Here is a 16,007-nt window from a genome sequence, read left to right as displayed (position 1 = left end):
GGGGGCACCAAGCCTGTGCGGGAAGCGCTACCCTAGGCCGCTCAAGCCATCGCCAGTTAAGGAGTCCCCATGGCCGAACCAGGCAGCCTGTTGCAGACCTCTGTGGTGTTCCTGCTCGCCGCCGTATTGATCGTGCCCCTGGCCAAACGCCTGCAACTGGGCGCGGTGCTCGGCTACCTGCTGGCCGGGGTGCTGATCGGCCCGGCGGCCCTGCACCTGGTCGACGACCCGCAAAGCGTCAGCCATATCTCCGAGCTGGGGGTGGTGCTGCTGTTATTCATCATCGGCCTGGAACTGTCGCCCCGGCGCCTGTGGGTAATGCGCAAGTCGGTATTCGGTGTGGGCCTGGCCCAGGTGCTGCTGACCGGCCTGGTGATCGGCGCGGTGGCCATGTTCGGCTTCGCCCAGCCGCTGAAGGCCGCGCTGGTGCTCGGCCTCGGCCTGGCCCTGTCGTCGACCGCCTTCGGCCTGCAGTTGCTCGCCGAGCGCAAGGAGCTGACCAGCCCCCACGGCCGCCTGGCCTTCGCCATTTTGCTGTTCCAGGACATCGCGGCCATTCCGCTTATCGCCCTGGTGCCACTGCTCAGTAGCACCGCGGCACCCGACACCGGCAGCGACTTCGGCCAGCTGTTCAAGGTGCTCGGCAGCATTGGCCTGGTGGTCATCGGCGGCCGCTACCTGCTGCGCCCGGTGTTTCGCATCGTCGCCAAGACCGGCCTGCGCGAGGTGTCCACCGCCACCGCGCTGCTGGTGGTGATTGGCACCGCCTGGCTGATGGAGCTGGCGGGCATCTCCATGGCCCTCGGTGCCTTCCTCGCCGGGCTGCTGCTGGCCGACTCGGAATACCGCCACGAACTGGAATCGCAGATCGAGCCATTCAAGGGCCTGCTGCTCGGCTTGTTCTTTATCAGCGTGGGCATGACCGCCGACATTCGTCTGCTGTTCGCCCAGCCGCTACTGGTGCTCGGGCTCACCGCCCTGCTGATCCTGCTCAAGCTGCCGCTGCTGGTGCTGCTCGGCCGTCTGCCCGGCGGGCTCAATGCGCGTAGTGCCTTGCGCCTGGGTGTGGTGCTGGCGGCCGGCGGCGAATTCGCCTTCGTGGTGTTCCAGATGGCCCGCGACCAGGGCCTGTTTGAATCACATCTGCACAGCCTGCTGGTGCTGGTCATCACCCTGTCGATGGCCGTCACGCCGCTGTTGGTGCTACTGGTGGCGCGCCTGTGCAAGGTCAAGGAGCAACCCCGTGAGGTGCCGCCGGAGTACCGCGAGATCGACAGCGATGCGCCGCGCGTGGTGATCGCCGGCATCGGCCGCATGGGCCAGATGGTCGCGCGGGTGCTGCGCGCGCAACGGGTACCGTTTATTGCCCTGGACACCGAGGTCGACACCATCGAACTGTCGCGCAGCCTGGGCAGCATGCCGATCTTCTACGGCGACCCGCTACGCCCGGAGATTCTCCACGCGGCCAAGACCGAGCAGGCGGAGTATTTCATCGTCGCCACCGACGACCCGGAGATCAGCCTGCAGACCACCGAGCTGGTACGCCGCCTCTACCCGCACATGAAGATCATCGCCCGCGCGCGCAACCGCCAGCACGTCCATCGCCTGCTGGACGCCGGTGCCCTGCCGATCCGCGAGACCTTCCACTCCAGCCTGGAGATGAGCCGCCAGGTATTGCTCGGCCTGGGCCTCGACGAAGCGCAGGCGAACCAGCGCATCAAGCGTTTTCAGCAGCACGATGAAGAAGTGTTGGAGGCCCAGCACCGGGTCTACAACGACAAGGCCGCGGTGCTGCAGACCGCCCGCGAGGCGCGCGCCGAGCTGGAGACCCTGTTCGATGCCGACACCAGCGAGGCACCGCCGTCAGCCTAGATCCGTAGGATGGGTTGAGGCGCGTAGCGACGATACCCATCGAGCACAGTGATGGGTATCGCTGCGCTCAACCTGCGCGGCCCGACCCATCCTTGTATTTCGACTATTGCCTCCCTGACCCGCAGCCGGCCGAACGGCGCTTGAGGCCGGCGCACGGCGCTAGCATGATGGGTGACATGAAGCCGACTGCCGATTGCCTGCAAGCCGATGCCGCGCTGACGACCTTTCACCCGGCGGTCGCCGCCTGGTTTCGCCGCCAGTTCGAGACGCCCACCGCGGCTCAGGTCGGTGCCTGGCCGGCGATCGCCGCCGGCCGCTCGACCCTGGTAGCCGCGCCCACCGGTTCGGGCAAGACCCTGACCGCCTTCCTCGCCGCCATCGACGCTCTGGTGCGCCAAGGGCTGGCCGCCGGCGGCGAGCTGGAGGAGCGCTGCAGCGTGGTCTACGTCTCGCCGCTCAAGGCGCTGTCCAACGACATCCGCCTCAACCTCGAAGAGCCGCTGGCCGGCATCCGCGCCGAACTGCAACGCCAGGGCCTGGCCGATGTGCAGATCCGCAGCGCGGTGCGCACCGGCGACACCACCCAGGCCGAACGCCTGGCGATGCGCAAGCAGCCGCCACATATCCTGGTGACCACCCCGGAATCGCTCTATGTGCTGCTCGGCTCCGCATCCGGGCGGGAAATGCTCAGCGGCTGCCGCAGCCTGATCGTCGACGAGATCCACGCCATCGCCGGCAGCAAGCGCGGCAGCCACCTGATGCTCAGCGTCGAGCGCCTGGAAGCGCTGTGCCAGCGGCCACTGGTGCGCATCGGCCTGTCCGCCACGCAGAAACCGCTGGAGGCGGTGGCGCGCTTTCTGCTCGGCAGCCAGGCGGCGTTGCCGGCGGCGGCCGACGAACCAGCCCCGGATCGGCAGGTCGACAGCGACACTGGCCACGCTGCGATCAAAACTCCCTATCCTCTCCGGGGAGACGACTGCATGGATGCAGGAGGTAGGGCGACGCAGGACGCCAAAGCCGAGGGCTGGGGTGAGGGGCCGACGGCAGCCACCACTACCACTAAAGAAGACACACTCCCCGCCTGTCATATCGTCGATATCGGCTACACCCGCCCCCGCGACCTGGCCATCGAAGTACCGCCGCAGCCGCTCGAAGCGGTGATGAGCAACGAGGTCTGGGACAGCGTCTACCAACGCCTGGCCGAACTGGCCCAGCAGCACCGCACCACCCTGGTGTTCGTCAACACCCGCCGCCTGGCCGAGCGCGCCTGCCGCCATCTGGCCGAGCGCCTGGGCAACACTGCGGTCGCCGCCCACCACGGCAGCCTGGCCAAGGAGCTGCGCCTGGATGCCGAGCAGCGCCTCAAGCGCGGCGAGCTCAAGGTGCTGGTGGCCACCGCCTCGCTGGAGCTGGGCATCGACATCGGCGAGGTCGAGCTGGTCTGCCAGCTCGGCTCGCCGCGCAGCATCGCCGCGTTCCTGCAACGGGTTGGCCGTTCTGGCCACAGCGTCGGCGGCACGCCCAAGGGCCGGCTGTTCCCGCAGTCGCGCGACGAGCTGATCGAATGCGCCGCCCTGCTCGACTGCGTGCGCCGCGGCGAACTGGATGCCCTGGTGATCCCCCACGCGCCGCTGGACGTGCTGGCCCAGCAGATAGTCGCCGAGGTGGCCTGCCGCGAGTGGCGCGAAGACGAGCTCTACCAGTTGCTGACCCGCGCCGCGCCCTACGTCGACCTGCCACGCGTCAGCTTCGACGCCCTGCTGAAGATGCTCGCCGAGGGTTACAGCGGCCGCCGCGGGGTACGCGCCGCCTATATCCACCGCGACGCGGTCAACCAGCGCCTGCGCGGTCGCCGCGCCGCCCGCCTGACCGCACTGACCAGCGGCGGCACCATCCCCGACACCGGCGACTACAGCGTGCTGCTGGAACCCCAGGGCCTGCAGGTCGGCACCCTCAACGAAGACTTCGCCATCGAGAGCATGGCCGGCGACATCTTCCAGCTGGGCAACCAGTCCTATCGCATCCTGCGCATCGAGCCGGGCAAGGTGCGGGTCGAGGACGCCCGGGGCCAGTCGCCGACCATCCCCTTCTGGCTCGGCGAGGCCCCGGGGCGCACGGACGAACTGTCGGCCGCGGTGGCGCGCCTGCGCGAACAGATCGACCTATTGCTCGGCGGCACCGACCCCATCGCGGCCGAGGCCGCGCCTACAGCGCCCATGACTCCCCGCAGGAGCGGTCTTGACCGCGAAGCACTTCCGGCCACCAGCGTAAACATCGACAACGCTACCAACTGGCTGATGCAAAGCATCGGCCTCGAGCCATCCGCGGCGCAGCAGATCGTCGACTACCTGGCCCGCGCCCGCGCCGCCCTCGGCAGCCTGCCGACCCAGCGGCGGCTGGTGATGGAGCGCTTCTTCGACGAATCCGGCGGCATGCAGCTGATCATCCACTCGCCGTTCGGCAGCCGCCTCAACCGTGCCTGGGGCCTGGCCCTGCGCAAGCGTTTCTGCCGCAGCTTCAACTTCGAACTGCAGGCCGCCGCCACCGAGGACGCGCTGATCCTCTCACTGTCGACTAGCCACAGCTTCCCGCTCGACGAGGTGTGGCGCTATTTGCATTGCAACAGCGCCGAGCAGCTGCTGATCCAGGCCGTGCTGGACGCGCCGCTGTTCGCCGTGCGCTGGCGCTGGAACGCCGGCGTCGCCCTGGCCCTGCCGCGCTTCGCCGGTGGGCGCAAGGTGGCACCGCAGCTGCAGCGCATGCGCAGCGAAGACCTGCTGGCCACGGTGTTCCCCGACCAGGTGGCGTGCCTGGAAAATATCGTCGGCGAGCGTGAGATCCCCGATCACCCGCTGGTGGCCCAGACCCTCGACGACTGCCTGCACCAGGCCATGGACTGCGAGGCCTGGCTGGCCCTGCTGCGGCGCATGGAGGCCGGCGAGATCGAGCTGCTGGCCCGCGATCTGCCGGCCCCCTCGCCACTGGCGGCGGAAATCCTCAATGCGCGGCCCTACGCCTTCCTCGACGACGCGCCGCTGGAGGAACGGCGCACCCAGGCGGTACAGAACCGGCGCTGGTCCGCCCCCGAGTCGAGCGACGACCTCGGCGCGCTGGATGCCGAAGCCATAGCAGCGGTGCGCCAGGAGGCCTGGCCCGAGGTGCAGGGCGCCGACGAGATGCACGAAGCGCTGCTGAGCCTCGCCGCCATCACCCAGGCCGAGGCGCAGGACCATCCCGGCTGGTCGGCCTGGCTGGCGCAGCTGGCCAAGGGCAAACGCGCCACCTGCCTGCACCTGGCGGGCGCGCCGGCGCTGTGGCTGGCGGTCGAACGCCTCAGCCAATGGCAGGCGCTGCATGCAGACGCCACGTTCAAGCCAGCCATCCAGGCCCCTGCCGGCTTCGACGCGCCCTGGACGGCCGAGGCAGTCCTGATCGAACTGGTCCGCGCCCGCCTCGGCGGCTTCGGCCCCCTGCCCTTGCCACGGATCGCCGCCGACCTGCTGCAGGAAGAACCCGCGATCAACCTCGCCCTGCTGGCCCTGGAGCGCGAAGGCTATGTGCTGCGCGGGCGTTTCTCCCCAGGTGGCCGGGAGGAGGAATGGTGCGAGCGCCACCTGCTGGCGCGCATCCACCGCTATACGGTGGGGCGTCTGCGCCGCGAGATCGAGCCGGTGGAGCGCGCCGACTTTATGCGCTTTCTGTTCGACTGGCAGCGCGTGGCACCGGCCAGCCGGGTACGCGGTGCCGAAGCCCTGGCCGGGGTACTCGGCCAGCTGGAGGGTTTCCAGGCGGCGGCCGGTGCCTGGGAAAGCGAGATCCTGCCGAGCCGGGTGGCCGACTACGGGATCAACTGGCTGGACGACCTGTGCCGCTCCGGGTACCTGCTCTGGTGCCGCCTGGCCGGACGCAGCCGCAGCGCCGGCGGGCCACTGCGCAGCACGCCAATCGTCCTGCTGCCGCGCAAACACCTGGGCCTGTGGCGCGCCTGCCTGGCGGACAGCCCGGCCGCCGAGCTCTCGCCGCGGGCCGAGCGCCTGCGCCAGGTGCTGGCCAGCCAGGGCGCGCTGTTCTTCGACGAACTGCAGGACGAGGCGCACCTGCTGCGCAGCGAACTGGAGGATGCCCTCGGCGAGCTGGTCAGCCTCGGCCTGGTCCATGCCGACAGCTTCGCCGGGCTGCGTTCGCTGCTGCTACCGGCGGCCAAACGCAGCCAGCAGCAACGCCGTGCCCACCGCGCCCTGGCCAATATGCAGGACGCCGGGCGCTGGGCCCTGCTGCGCGGCGGCAGGCAGGCAGCCGACCCCAAACAGGCGAGCGAGGCCCTGGAACATGTGGCGCGCAGCCTGCTGCGTCGCTATGGCGTGGTCTGCTGGCAGCTGCTCGCGCGCGAGGCCGACTGGCTGCCGTCCTGGCGCGAGCTGCTGCGGGTCTATCATCGTCTCGAGGCCCGTGGCGAGATCCGCGGCGGACGCTTTGTCGCTGGCATCTCCGGCGAACAGTTCGCCCTGCCGGAGGCGGTCGGCCTGCTACGCGAGGTGCGCAAGCGCCCGGGCGACGAAAGCCTGGTCGGCCTCTCGGCCTGCGATCCGCTGAACCTGCTGGGCACCCTGCTGCCCGGCAACAAGGTGCCGGCGCTGGCCGGCAACCGCCTGCTGTACCGCGACGGCGTAGCGGTGGCGAGCCTGGTCGCGGGCAAGATCCAGCTGCTGCAACAGGCCGACACCTTCACCGCCGGGCAGTGGCAGGCCGCCCTGATCCGCCATCCCGGCACACCGCTGCCCCTGAGCCACGGCCCGCAGCGCATCGGCTCGCCACCCTGACAGGCTCACCCCCCCCTGTAGGAATCCGCTGGCTGGCTGCAATGGCGGACGGTCAAGGGCATCGTGCACGACCCGGACTCACGCCATTCGATCATCAAGCTGTCGTACTATCGCCCGGTCGACAGAACGGAGGTTGATATGGGCAATGCCGTAGGCAAACGGGTCGTGGTCGTTGGCGCAGGCATAGTGGGCGCGTCCCTGGCCTATCACCTGGCGAGCAAAGGCGCGCAGGTCACCGTGCTCGAGGCGGCAGGCATAGCGTCCGGAGTGACTGGACGCTCATTCGCCTGGCTCAATACCTCACACAGCGGGCCCGACCCAATCGCGCAATTGCGCGGTGCAGCCATCAAGGAGTACCGCCGACTCGAAGCCGAGCTGCCTGGTCTGAAGGTACGCTGGACAGGCTCCCTGTCTTACGACGCGAGCTCGGCTGCAGTGCTGCAGGCCTCAGGTCACCCGCCTGCGGCAACCCGGGTGTCCCGTGCCCAGATTCTCGGCCTTGAGCCAAACCTCAAGAATCCCCCTCGACATGCCCTGTATAACGCCGAAGAAGGCGCGCTGGACGCTGTGGAGGCAACCCATGCGTTGCTCACAGGTGCCCAGGCTTATGGCGCAACGGTTGTCACACAGACGCGGGTTCTCGGCGTGACAACCCAGGGGGCAACGGTGACGGGAGTCGAGACCACAACGGGCATCATCGATGCCGACATCGTCGTACTGGCGGCAGGGACAGGCATCACCCAGCTGGCAGACAGGCTTAAAGTGCCCCTGCCGATAGAGGCCTCTCCGGCAATCTTCATCCGCTACACAGCGCAAGCCAAGCTCGTGCACAGCATCATCTCCAGCCCTGAAATGGAAGTGAGGCAAAGCGCGGATGGGACGCTGCTAGCGGCGGAAGATCATCTGGACGACGCCGTGGAAAATCAGCCAGAAGCAATGGCGCTACGAACCGCCAAGGCCATCCAGAATGAACTCTACGGAGTGTTGTCCATTGAACCGGAAGTGGCCTGTGTCGGCCTCAGACCCATGCCTATCGATGGCATCCCGATCATCGGCTATCTACCGAGTATCGGCGGCCTGTACGTTTGCGCGATGCATCCTGGCGTCACCCTGGCGGCGGTAGTGGGCCGTCTTGCCAGCGAGGAGATAATCGACGACAAGGCATCGTCGGCCCTGGCTCCATGCCGTCCCAAGCGGTTCTTCCAAGCGTAGGGGATGCCCATCCTGGCCCTCAGCCCAGCACTCGCGATCAGCGGGTTGAGCTCGACGCGGCGGAGCCCGGTCAAGCCAGACGCGCCCCATCGCCAAGGCATCCCACCGGTGGTTGGCATCGCCCTCGCGGGCGAGGTGGGCCCAGCCTAGGCTGTTCAGTCGTCTTCGCCCGCGCTCAGAAAGTCGACCAGATCGGCGGCGAAGTGGGACAGGGACTCGCGTTTGCGCACGCACACTTTCAGGTCGCGCCGCGCCCAGGGTTCTTCGAGCTCGACGACGGCCAGCGGGGCCTGTGCGGCACCTGTCGATACCGCGCTAAGGGGCACCATGCCCAAGCCGACGCCGGCGCTGACCATTCTGCACACGGCCTCGAAGCTGCGCACCTGGATGCGCACTTCGAGATGCCGGCCGAGCGCGGCCGCGGTGTTCATCGTGAAGGTGTGGATGGCCGACCCCGCATGCAGCATCACGAAGGGGTAGTCGAGCACCTCGGCAAAGCGCGTGCTGGCCTGCTGCGCCAGCGGGTGGTCGGCGGGGGCGATCAGCACCAGGCGGTCGGTGCGGTAGGGAATGAGTTCGACTTCGGCACCCTCGACCAGATCCGCCACCACACCGACATCGACCTCGCCGCGGGCCACGGCCATCACCACTTCGGGGCTGGTGTGCTCCTCCAGGCTGATGGTGACCTGCGGATGGCGCTGCAAAAAGGTCGCGAGGCTGTCCGGCAGAAAGGTATGGGTGGCGTGGGTGTTGGCCCACAGGCTGACATGCCCGCGCACGCCTTTGGCGTAGGGCGTGAGGTCGGCGTGCATCTGCTCGAGCTGGGCGAACACCTGGCGCGCGTGGCGCAGCAGGGCCTCGCCGGCGCGGGTCAGGCTGACGCCGCGCGGCTCGCGCAGCAACAGCGCGGTGCCGATCGACTCTTCCAGCGAGCGCATGCGATGGCTGGCCGAAGACGGGGCCAAATGCACGCGCTCGGCACCACGGGTCAGGTTCTTCGCCTCGGCAATCGCGACGAAGAGGCGCAGGTCGGTCAGGTCGTAGCTCATAGGGTTGGTTAAATCCGAACGCCAGGTTGCGAAAACGCCAATTCTATAGGGGTTATACACCCGTCATCATTCGTCTCAAGACAACTCTTTGGGATTTATCCGCTATGCCGTGGAAAATGTGGTCGGCCGAACGAATGGGCATCGCGCTGGCGATCCTTGCGGCCTTTGGGTTTTCCTTCAAGGCGATTTTCGTCAAGCTGGCCTATGCCGCCGCGCCGGTGGATGCGGTCACGCTGCTGACCCTGCGCATGACCTTTGCGTTGCCGATCGTGCTCTGGGTCAGCCTGTCGCTGCGCCGCTCCGCCCCGCCGCTGACGCGCAAGGACTGGGGCCTGCTGATCGCGCTGGGCCTGCTCGGCTACTACGGCGCGAGCATCCTCGACTTTATCGGCCTGCAGTATATTTCCGCCGCGCTCGAGCGCCTGATTCTGTTCATCTACCCGACCATCACCGTACTGATCGGCGTGCTCGCCATGGGCAAGCGCCTGGAGAAACGCCAGGTGGCGGCGCTGTTGCTGTCCTATGCCGGCATCGGCCTGGCGTTCGCCCACGACCTGCAGGTGGCGCAAGACATCAACGCCGTGCTGATCGGCGCGGCCTTCGTCTTCGGCTCCGCGGTGTCCTACGCGCTGTATAGCGCCGGGGCCGAGATCGCGGTGCATCGCCTCGGTACCCTGCGCTTCGCCGCGCTGGCGATTCTGGTGTCCACCGTCGCCACGCAACTGCACTTCCTCGCCACCCAGCCGTTCTCCGCCTTGATCCAGCCCGCGCCGGTCTATGTGTATGGCGCGGCGATGGCGCTGTTCTCGACGGTACTGCCAGTGTTCTGGCAGTCGGCCGCGGTTCGCCAGATCGGCGCGGCGCGCACCGTGCTGATCGGCACGCTGGGGCCGATACTGACGATCCTGTTCGGCTGGCTGCTGCTCGCCGAGCCGGTGTCCCTCGCGCAACTGGCCGGTGCCGGCCTGGTGCTGGCGGGGGTGCTGCTGGTCTCGCGGCGCAGCAGCGCGCCGGTTCGGCTGGAGGCTGGTGGCGCGGCGGCCTCCGCCGAGGGCACGAGCGCGATCGCACGCCCTGCGGCCAGCCCGTAGACGTTAGCCGTGCCCTATAGCTGGGTGGCAGGAGGCGTGAAAGCCCCCTGCCTGTCGCGCGTCTCCACGTTTGCCTCCGCATCCAGCAGCCGATTGAAGGCCTCGATGCTCAGCGGCGGGTAGTAGTAATAGCCCTGCACCTCATCGATACCTTCGGCCTGGACCAGTTGCAGCTGCGCGGCGGTCTCGACCCCTTCGGCGGTGGTCTGCAGCGACAGGGCGCGGCACAGCCCCACGATTGACGACAACAGCGCCCGGCCGCGCGGCGACTGCTCGAGGTCAGAGATAAAGCTGCGGTCGATCTTCACCCGGTCCAGCGGCAGGTCCTTGAGATAGCTCAGGGACGAGTAGCCGGTGCCGAAATCGTCCAGGGCGATACGAAAACCGGCGTCACGCAGGGCCTGCAGGCGTTGCCGGGCGAAGGCGGCATCCTCCAGCAGAATCGACTCGGTGACTTCCAGCTCCAGCGCCTCGGCGGGTGCCGCGCACTGCTCCATGCTCTCGCACAACACCGGCAGCAGTTGCTCGTCGCGCAGTTGCCGGGCCGACAGATTGATCGCCAGGGTCAACGACCAGCCACGCCCTTGCCAGTCGTCGAGCAGCGCGGCGGCCTCGCGTACCAGCCAATGGCCGATCGGTACGATCAGGCCCAGTTCCTCTGCCAGGGGGATAAAGCTGTCCGGTGCAACCCGGCCGAATTCGTCGGTATCCCAGCGCAGCAAGGCCTCGGCCCCGACAATGCGTCGGTCGCTCAGGCGGATCTTCGGTTGCAGCGCCAGACTCAGCTGGTGTTGCGCCAGCGCGCGGCGCAGCAGGTTGGCCAGCCTGACCCGCTGCAGCAGCTGCTCGTTGAGTTCCGGGCGGTACAAGGCGTACTGGTTGCGCCCTTCGCGCTTGGCCACATACATGGCGGCGTCGGCATGACGCAGCAGGTCGCCGGCCTCCTCGCCGTGTTCGGGTGCCAGGGCGATGCCGATGCTGGGTGTCGCGGTGAGGATGTGGCCGGCAAAATCCATGGGTTCGTTGAGCGCCTTGAGCAATTTATCGGCGACCAGCAGGACTTCGTCCTGGCAACGCAATTCCAGCAGCACCACGAACTCGTCGCCGCCCCAGCGCGCCACCAGGTCGTCCTGGCGCAGGGTGTGCTGCAACCGCATGGCCACCTGTTGCAACAAGGCATCGCCAATATCGTGGCCGAAGGCGTCATTGACCTGTTTGAAGTCATCCAGGTCGACGAACAGCAGCGCCAGGTAACTGTCGTCCTGACGGTGCTGCAGGGCGCGCTGCAGGCGCTCCTGGAACTGCAGCCGGTTGGGCAGCTGGGTCAGCACATCGAGGCGAGCCAGGTGCTGCAGATGATCGGCGGCGCGGCGACGTTCGCTGATGTCGCGCAGCGACAGCACCAGCTGGCCGAGCGGCTGGTCGCGGGTGCGCACCAGGGTGCTGGTCAGCTCGATGGGGGTGCGTTGGCCGTTCTGCCGCAGGCAGGTCAGCTCACCTTGCCAGTGATCGCTGCTGCTCAGCACCTGCCAGGGGCAGCGTTCGTCGCTATCGAGCAGCAGCTGGTCCAGCCGCAGCGCGGGCAATTGCGCGGGGCCGATCCCCATAAGCTCGAGAAAGGCGGCGTTGGCTTGCAGCACGCGCTTGTCGCTGGCCAGTACCGCGCAGGCATCGCGGTTGTTGGCGAAGGCCGCGGCCAGCAGGCGCAGGTGTTCCTCTGCCTCGCGCTGGCGGCTGATGTCCTTGCAGGTGCCGGTGATGCGCTGCGCCAGGCCGGCCGCGTCACGCTCCACCGCGCGGCCCTGGGTTCTCAGCCAGTGCCAGGCATCCTCGGGCGTGCTGCGCACGCGAAATTCCAGGTCGTAGTAGTCGCAATGACCGCAGAGGTGATCATCCCAGGCGCGCAAGGCTGCGTCTTGATCATCCGGGTGCAGGCGCTGCACCCACTCGGCCCAGGGCAGGGTTTCGCACAGGGTTTCGCCAGGCTGGCTGGAGAAATAGTGCAGGCGCATCAGGTTGTCCTGGGCCTGCCACTCCCAGATCAATTCCCCGCTGCCCCACAGCGCCAGCTGCAGGCGGCGCTGGTCTTCCGAGGCGGCCAGGGCCTGCTTGAGTTCGACGGTGCTCTGGTACAGCTCGCGGGACTTCTCCGTGAGCAACTGCTCGGCGGTCTTGCGCGCCCGGCGCTCGCGGTCCAGGCGGCGCTGCCAGAGCTCTTCGCTCATGCGCGGGTCATTTCGAAGCGCGTCACGTATACGCCATCGTTGCTGGGCAGATCCTCGCGGTGTACCTGGATGGCTTCGCCGTAGTGGCCGATACAGCCGCGGATCAGGCCTTCGGCGAGATCGGCCAGGCCGCGGCTGGAACGGTAGATCAACACCAGCCGCTGCGCCGTGTGCTCGGCGGTTTCGAAGACGGGTAACTGCGCCTGCGGATAGAGCTTGTGCACCTCCTGGTGGACATGCCCGTCGACGCTGGCCAGCAGGCTGAAGGCATCGTGACAGTGCTGGAGCATCTGCGGGTAGAGTTCGACAAAGCGCTGGAACAGGTGCTCGCCATAGACCCGTACCAGCACTGGCACGCTACTACCGGTCAGCCTGGACAGGGTCGCCAGCAACGCCTGCATTTCCTCAAAGGGGTAGTAGCCAACGGCGGTGTAGGCCCCATCATTGGTCAGCCCGGTCTCGGTCAGCATCCGGTCCGCCAACTCGGGCGAAAAACGCTGTTCGACCATTTCCAGGAACTCGGTGAATACCATGCCCAGCATCGTGCGTCCCTTTGGGTAAACAGGCTATAGCAGGCCGTTGCAAAACGTAGGCGAGGCAGCCGAGGCTAGGCAAAAACAGGCGAAAAAGCGGAGTTTACGTGTTGTAAACGAGCATTTTGAGCCTGTTTTTAACGACGCATCGGCAACGCAGGTAGTTTTTCAACAGCCTGATAGAGGGTATAGATGGCGACAGTAAGGCCGGCAAGTGTGGCGACACCAGGCAGGATAGTCTGCTCACAAGCCTGCGCCAGACCCATCCCGCCACCAGTCGATGTCAGAGGAGACGCACTATGGACCGATTTACCGGTGGTTGCCTGTGCGGCAACGTCCGCATCGAGGCGTCTGGACGCCCCTACCGGGTCGGCCTTTGTCACTGCCTCGACTGCCGCAAGCATCATGGGGCGCTTTTCCACGCCTGCGCGGTATTCCCCCAGGAGGCGGTGACGATCACTGGCGAAACACGCGACTACGCCGGGCGGTTTTTCTGTCCCCGCTGCGGCTCGTCGGTGTTCGCCCGCAGCGCCGACGAAATCGAAGTGAACCTGGGCTCCCTGGATGCCCCTGACCAGCTGCAGCCAACCTACGAGCTCTGGACCCTGCGCCGCGAGTCCTGGTTGCCGCCGTTTCCGCTCAGCAAGCGCTACGCGCGCGACCGTGACGCCACGGGTCGCCTTGAGGAGTAGGCGGTGCGCAGGGCCAAAGCTTCGTGGCCAGGGCCGCACCTAGAGGTTCGCCGGGCACTCCCGGGCGGGGTGAGGGCGGCGATGCCACCCAGCAAACAGTCGCAATTGGCACGGCAACGTTGAGCGGCCATGGATACGGCTGCTAGGCTGGCAACAACCGTGCAACGCGTCGCACCCGCCATCGCCAGCGGTCCCCCAGACAAGGAATAGACCATGCGCTTCAGTCATCACCTCGCCAGTCTGGCCGTCATCGCTCTGCTGGCTGGTTGCAGCTCCCAGGACCCGGCGCAGCAGACCGGCCAGCGCGAGTGCAATGTGGACAAGCTGCAAGACCTGCTGGGCCAGACCATCAACGTGAGGCTGGTCGAACAGATCCAGCAGCAAGCCGGTGCCGGGCAGGTCCGGGTACTCGCCCCTCGCTCCCCCGCCACCATGGACTACAACCCGCAACGCCTGAATATCGATATCGACGACGCCGAAGCCATCCTGCGCCTGACCTGCGGCTGAGTGACCACTGAATCTTGAAGCTGGTGCATAGGCTGCTAGGCCTCAGTAACGGTAATTACCGGCGGCGATGGCCACCTGTAGCTCGCGCGTCAGCGGCACATAACGATCTGACCCTGGCAACCAGGCATACAGCGGATCGCTGCAGCGTTCGAGGTCATAGGCTTGCTCCTTCAACGGGGCCTTCTTGTGCTTGAAGGTACCGGTGGTTTCCATCGCTGTACTCAAACGCAAGAACAGCGGCACGGCGTAGGCCGGCAGTTCCTGGCGCAAGTGCGTGAGCAATGCCTGGAAATCAAAATCCTGTGGCGCGCAGGCCAGACGGATGCAGGCCATGCCGGCGCGGCCGTTGGTGTTGGCCACTTCGACGCCATAGACCACGGTCTCGCTGACCTCGGCAACGCCATCGAGCACCGCCTCGACCTGGGTGGTGGAGACGTTCTCGCCCTTCCAGCGGAAGGTATCACCCAGACGGTCGACGAACTGCGCATGGCGAAAGCCCATGTCGCGCATCAGGTCGCCGGTGTTGAACCAGGCGTCGCCCGGTTCGAACACGTCACGCAGGATGCAGCGCTCGGTGTCATGCGCACTGGTGTAACCATGGAACGGCGACTTGTCGGTGATCTTGCCCAGCAGCAGGCCCGCCTCTCCCTTGGCCACTCGCTGCAAATGGCCATTCTCGCGCAGCGGTGCCTCGCGCTCCTGGTCGTAGCGGACGATGGCATAGGGATAGGGCGAGAAGCCCACGGTGTTGTCCAGGTTAAGCAGGTTGGTGAAGCCGACGTTGCCCTCGCTGGAGGCATACAGCTCGACCACCCGTTCGACCGCGAAGCGCTGCTTGAACGCCTGCCAGATGCTCGGGCGTAGGCCATTGCCGACCATCACCCGGATCGGGTTGGCGGCGTCGCCGGGGCGCGATGGTTGGTCGAGCAGGTAGCGGCACAGCTCGCCGACATAGCCGAAGGCGGTCGCCCGATGCCGTTGCACCTCGTCCCAGAAGCGGCTGGCGCTGAACTTGCGCACCATGATCAACGCCGCCTGGCCAGCCAGCACCGAGCCCCAGCACACCACCATGGCGGTGCCGTGATAGAACGGCAGGCTGACGTACATGCGGTCCTCGCGGCCCAGGCGCACGGCGGCAAAGCCGAAGGCACCATAGCCTTTCAGAAAGCGCCCGTGGTTGAACACCACGGCTTTCGGCAGGCCGGTGGTGCCGGAGGTGTAGATGTAGAAGCAGGGGTCGGCGGCGCGCACCGCACGTTCCAGCAGCGGCGCATCGACGGGATAGTCATGCAGCGCGGCAGCCGGATGCTGCCAGCCCGCGGGTGCCTCGCCAGGGTCGCGCCAGGTCGGGCGGTCGGCGAAGTAGTGGCAGGCATCGGCGGGCAGCGCCAGCTCCGCCGCAATTTCCGTGAAGGCATCCAGCAGCTCCTCACCCACCAGCAGCATGCGCGGTGCCGCCAGGCCGATGCTGTGGGCCAGCACGCGACCGCGCTGGCTGCTGTTGATCAGCGCACTGACCGCACCGAGCTTGGCGCAGGCGACGACCCCGGCGAGCAACTCGAAACGGTTCTCGAACATCAGCGCCACGCTGTCGCCTTGGCGCAGGCCCTGAGCACGCAGGTAGTGCGCCAGCTGGTTGGCCCAGCGGTCGAACTCGGCATAGCTGAGTTGCTCGTCGCCCTGGATCAGCGCCGCGCCGTGCGGGTTGTCGCGGGCCGCCTGCTCGATACAACTGGCCAGGCTGACGGGATAGTCGCCACGGCTGCGGTTGCCGATATGCAGCCCCTTGACGATGCCCGGCAGGTCGACGAGCAGACGGGGCAGGCGGGACAACAGGCGGGGCAAGGTGATCAGATCGGCATGACTCATGGCGCAGGACTCCAGACGGTGCGAAGCACTCGATGTTGTTTGCCGGTCAATCTAGTCGCTCGCTGCTGTGCTTTTAATAGCCAGCGGTTGCATCGCAGTGGCAATTTGTCTCACTGGCAGCGCACAATCGAGCACCC

At 67.0% G+C, this 16,007-nt stretch carries 10 protein-coding genes; 6 read left to right on the top strand and 4 right to left on the bottom strand.

Annotated elements, in window-relative coordinates:
• Nucleotides 1-69 precede the first annotated feature (69 nt).
• The 3 genes from AACY13_RS05700 to AACY13_RS05690 all read left to right on the top strand — a co-directional run bounded on the left by AACY13_RS05700 (nt 70) and on the right by AACY13_RS05690 (nt 7,904).
• Nucleotides 70-1,872, top strand: a complete 1,803-nt coding sequence (locus tag AACY13_RS05700) for a monovalent cation:proton antiporter-2 (CPA2) family protein (protein WP_339459918.1) — start codon at nt 70-72, stop codon at nt 1,870-1,872.
• A 164-nt stretch (nt 1,873-2,036) separates the two neighbouring features.
• Entirely contained in the window at nt 2,037-6,692 is a 4,656-nt protein-coding gene (locus AACY13_RS05695; protein WP_339459916.1) for a DEAD/DEAH box helicase, read from the top strand.
• A gap of 99 nt (nt 6,693-6,791) precedes the next feature.
• Nucleotides 6,792-7,904, top strand: a complete 1,113-nt coding sequence (locus tag AACY13_RS05690; RefSeq protein ID WP_339460028.1) for an NAD(P)/FAD-dependent oxidoreductase — start codon at nt 6,792-6,794, stop codon at nt 7,902-7,904.
• Between the two features lie 155 nt (nt 7,905-8,059).
• Here the strand turns inward: AACY13_RS05690 and AACY13_RS05685 are convergent, their stop codons facing one another.
• Complete coding sequence (locus tag AACY13_RS05685) at nt 8,060-8,953, bottom strand: LysR substrate-binding domain-containing protein (protein ID WP_339459915.1); 894 nt, start codon at nt 8,951-8,953, stop codon at nt 8,060-8,062.
• A gap of 104 nt (nt 8,954-9,057) precedes the next feature.
• On the opposite strand from AACY13_RS05685, the gene AACY13_RS05680 reads away from it, so the two are divergent.
• Nucleotides 9,058-10,044: a DMT family transporter gene (locus AACY13_RS05680; protein ID WP_339459913.1), complete on the top strand. Its 987-nt coding sequence runs from the start codon at nt 9,058-9,060 to the stop codon at nt 10,042-10,044.
• Between the two features lie 14 nt (nt 10,045-10,058).
• Here the strand turns inward: AACY13_RS05680 and AACY13_RS05675 are convergent, their stop codons facing one another.
• Both AACY13_RS05675 and AACY13_RS05670 read right to left on the bottom strand, forming a co-directional pair.
• Nucleotides 10,059-12,269, bottom strand: coding sequence for a putative bifunctional diguanylate cyclase/phosphodiesterase (locus tag AACY13_RS05675; RefSeq protein WP_339459912.1), 2,211 nt, complete (start codon nt 12,267-12,269; stop codon nt 10,059-10,061).
• Entirely contained in the window at nt 12,266-12,802 is a 537-nt protein-coding gene (locus tag AACY13_RS05670) for a heme NO-binding domain-containing protein (protein WP_339459910.1), read from the bottom strand. The genes AACY13_RS05675 and AACY13_RS05670 overlap by 4 nt, the downstream gene beginning before the upstream one ends.
• 299 nt (nt 12,803-13,101) lie before the next feature.
• Here AACY13_RS05670 and AACY13_RS05665 point away from each other — a divergent pair, with 299 nt between their 5' ends.
• The gene (locus AACY13_RS05665) at nt 13,102-13,494 is read left to right on the top strand and encodes a GFA family protein (RefSeq protein WP_339459908.1); all 393 of its coding nucleotides are present in this window, start codon (nt 13,102-13,104) and stop codon (nt 13,492-13,494) included.
• A gap of 213 nt (nt 13,495-13,707) precedes the next feature.
• On the top strand, nt 13,708-14,001 hold the full coding sequence (locus AACY13_RS05660) for an I78 family peptidase inhibitor (RefSeq protein WP_339459907.1): 294 nt from the start codon (nt 13,708-13,710) through the stop codon (nt 13,999-14,001).
• Nucleotides 14,002-14,043: 42 nt separating this feature from the next.
• Here the strand turns inward: AACY13_RS05660 and AACY13_RS05655 are convergent, their stop codons facing one another.
• The gene (locus tag AACY13_RS05655; protein WP_339459905.1) at nt 14,044-15,870 is read right to left on the bottom strand and encodes a long-chain-acyl-CoA synthetase; all 1,827 of its coding nucleotides are present in this window, start codon (nt 15,868-15,870) and stop codon (nt 14,044-14,046) included.
• Between the last annotated feature and the right edge of the window lie 137 nt (nt 15,871-16,007).

It is taken from the genome of Pseudomonas sp. EA_105y_Pfl2_R69 (assembly GCF_963970915.1).
In the GTDB taxonomy this organism is placed as follows: domain Bacteria; phylum Pseudomonadota; class Gammaproteobacteria; order Pseudomonadales; family Pseudomonadaceae; genus Aquipseudomonas.
Note: the sequence above shows the minus strand (reverse complement) of the source record. Positions and strands in the feature narration are given on the sequence as shown.

Coding starts and splice junctions, on each gene's coding strand:
- AACY13_RS05700 (WP_339459918.1), top strand. CDS start 70: ATGGCCGAACCAGGCAGCCTGTTGCAGACCTCTGTGGTGTTCCTGCTC.
- AACY13_RS05695 (WP_339459916.1), top strand. CDS start 2,037: ATGATGGGTGACATGAAGCCGACTGCCGATTGCCTGCAAGCCGATGCC.
- AACY13_RS05685 (WP_339459915.1), bottom strand. CDS start 8,953: ATGAGCTACGACCTGACCGACCTGCGCCTCTTCGTCGCGATTGCCGAG.
- AACY13_RS05680 (WP_339459913.1), top strand. CDS start 9,058: ATGCCGTGGAAAATGTGGTCGGCCGAACGAATGGGCATCGCGCTGGCG.
- AACY13_RS05675 (WP_339459912.1), bottom strand. CDS start 12,269: ATGAGCGAAGAGCTCTGGCAGCGCCGCCTGGACCGCGAGCGCCGGGCG.
- AACY13_RS05670 (WP_339459910.1), bottom strand. CDS start 12,802: ATGGTATTCACCGAGTTCCTGGAAATGGTCGAACAGCGTTTTTCGCCC.
- AACY13_RS05665 (WP_339459908.1), top strand. CDS start 13,102: ATGGACCGATTTACCGGTGGTTGCCTGTGCGGCAACGTCCGCATCGAG.
- AACY13_RS05660 (WP_339459907.1), top strand. CDS start 13,708: ATGCGCTTCAGTCATCACCTCGCCAGTCTGGCCGTCATCGCTCTGCTG.
- AACY13_RS05655 (WP_339459905.1), bottom strand. CDS start 15,870: ATGAGTCATGCCGATCTGATCACCTTGCCCCGCCTGTTGTCCCGCCTG.